This is a genomic window from Lishizhenia sp. (assembly GCF_057456495.1).
The window spans coordinates 1-2109 of the sequence record NZ_JBVCPV010000300.1; the positions used below are offsets into that span (position 1 = coordinate 1).

Annotated in this window: 3 protein-coding genes; all 3 read right to left on the bottom strand. The window is 40.4% G+C overall.

The window, feature by feature from the left end; translation table 11 throughout:
- Positions 1-405: M16 family metallopeptidase (locus AC22ZQ_RS14280; protein WP_318959429.1), on the bottom strand; the 405-nt coding region annotated here is incomplete at its 3' end.
- Complete coding sequence (gene pdxH, locus AC22ZQ_RS14285) at positions 406-1056, bottom strand: pyridoxamine 5'-phosphate oxidase (protein ID WP_318959430.1); 651 nt, start codon at positions 1054-1056, stop codon at positions 406-408.
- A gap of 1 nt (position 1057) precedes the next feature.
- Positions 1058-1642 (bottom strand): DUF4494 domain-containing protein, encoded by a 585-nt coding sequence (locus tag AC22ZQ_RS14290; protein ID WP_318959431.1) that lies wholly within the window; start codon positions 1640-1642, stop codon positions 1058-1060.
- Positions 1643-2109 lie beyond the last annotated feature (467 nt).

Genomic DNA, 2109 nt, shown 5'->3' on the forward strand with positions numbered 1-2109 from the left:
ATCCATGTAGGCATTCAATTCGTCCAATACAACCTCTTTCTCCTTCTCTATTTCCTTTTCTGGAAACACAGAATGAAAAGTTATATCTGCCAACAATTCAGAGGTACGTTTCAAATGTTCAAAAGAGAAAGAACCGTAAATACATATCTCCTCTTTGGCCGTGTAGGCGTTCAACTCACCTCCTACAGAATCTAAGCGCGAAAGGATGTGATAAGTTTTACGCTTTTGCGTTCCCTTAAAAATACAATGCTCTAAAAAGTGTGCTAAACCAACCTCGTTGTCTTTCTCAAATCGAGAACCACCCAATACCGTAACCCCCAAGTGTGCCACTTGTTTATCCGTATGCAGGTATACTACACGCATTCCATTGGAAAGCGTAAAAACCGTTGGTTCTTCTTGTATCATCTATGGATTTTTCCTAAACACCTCCCAGTTTTGAGAAGCATCTTTTTTGTAACAAATTCTATCGTGCAATCTACTGGCTCTTCCTTGCCAAAACTCAAAACGCTCTGGCTTAATCAAGTAACCACCCCAGTGCTCTGGTCGCGGTACTTCATTCGGGAATTTTGCTTCGTATTCAACTGTTCTTTCCTCCAAAGTTTGGCGACTATCTAGCTCCTCACTTTGATGACTTGCCCAAGCTCCAATCTTACTTCCTCGTGGACGAGAATTAAAGTAAGCATCGCTAATCGCTGGATCTGCCTTTTGGCATGTTCCCTCAATACGAATTTGACGCTCCAATCCTGGCCAAAACAACAAACCAGCAACAACGCCCGTTTCCGCTATTTCTCTTCCCTTTTGAGAATTGTAATTGGTGTAGAATATAAAACCTTCTTCGGTAATATCCTTCAAATAAAGAATACGCGAACTCGGTTTCCCTTCTTTATTTACCGTTGTAAGATGCAAGGCATTGGCTTCAGGTTGCTCGCTTTTAAAAGCATGCTCGTACCATTCCTTAAATAAATCAAAAGGGTCGCTGGGCACATTATCGCTCAACTTCCCTTTATCAAAATCTTTATGATCGTTCTTTATTTTAGAAATAAAGTCTATCCCCATTTTACTCGCTTTCGTCAGTAAATGTGCTTTCTTCTACCGTCTCCTCTACTTCTTCTTCATCATCTCCAGAAGCTGTAAACACAGGAGGGTTTCTAGATTCGTTGTACTCTTCCTTTTCCTCTTCTGTCATTTCTCTTCTATCCAACTCCTTATCTAAATCTGGGTTGAAAGGGAAAATGTCAATAATAGGAGAAACTGCAATGGCTGGAATTTCGAAACTTACCAACATTGACTCTAAGCTCTCCTCTATTCTTTCGAAAGCTTCCTTCACATTGGCAGCAGTTACTAAGAAGTTGTTAGAAACCTTTTTCTCTTTTCCAGAATCTGCATCAACAGAAACGTAAGTCACCTTACACTTGTACCAGTAATCAGCATCCTCGTAGTGGAAAATATCAGCATAATCCGTCTTAGAAATTCCCGTTACCAAAAACTCCCCACGAATTTGCTCTCCTAACTCTTCGTAAATTCTTGCTTCAGCATCTGTAAAAGATACCGCGTCTAACAAATAAGGCTCGGTAACGCGCTTTAACGTTCCATCCTCCATTTGCTTTGTATATTTAACCTTTACGGTGTACCAACTGTTCATAAATCAAAATTTCTTAGAAGCACAAATGTAAGCATTCAACTTCAAAATGTTAAAGGTATTTTATGGGAAAGTTATAAGAGAAAAGGGATTCGTCAATAGTGCTACTTTTCCCGAAACCGCTTTTTGAATTTTACACCCTGGTTTTTGAATAAATATTGAGTTATACGTTTGCTGAATATCTTTTATTTAAGAGAGGTTTTTTAAGATTACCGAGCGAAGTCGAGAGATGATTTTTGAATTCATTGGGCCAAATTCCACCACCCTGTGGGATGGTAAAACCAAGCTATACGCTGTACAAACTACCCTACTCGGCTATTACACTAAGGGCTTTTGTGGCTCTCGCTGTCGCCCCAACACCTCAAGTTCATCACGCCAGTAGCTCAGCCCGTGCCGCTGCTATCCTTTTGGGAAGATTAAAACTCTAAGTCAACTCGACTATTTACCCTAAAGGGCTCAACCTCTCCAGC

What these genes read in the sequence shown, in the direction of transcription:
- pdxH (WP_318959430.1), bottom strand. Translation starts at nt 1,056, where the DNA reads ATGGGGATAGACTTTATTTCTAAAATAAAGAACGATCATAAAGATTTT.
- AC22ZQ_RS14290 (WP_318959431.1), bottom strand. Translation starts at nt 1,642, where the DNA reads ATGAACAGTTGGTACACCGTAAAGGTTAAATATACAAAGCAAATGGAG.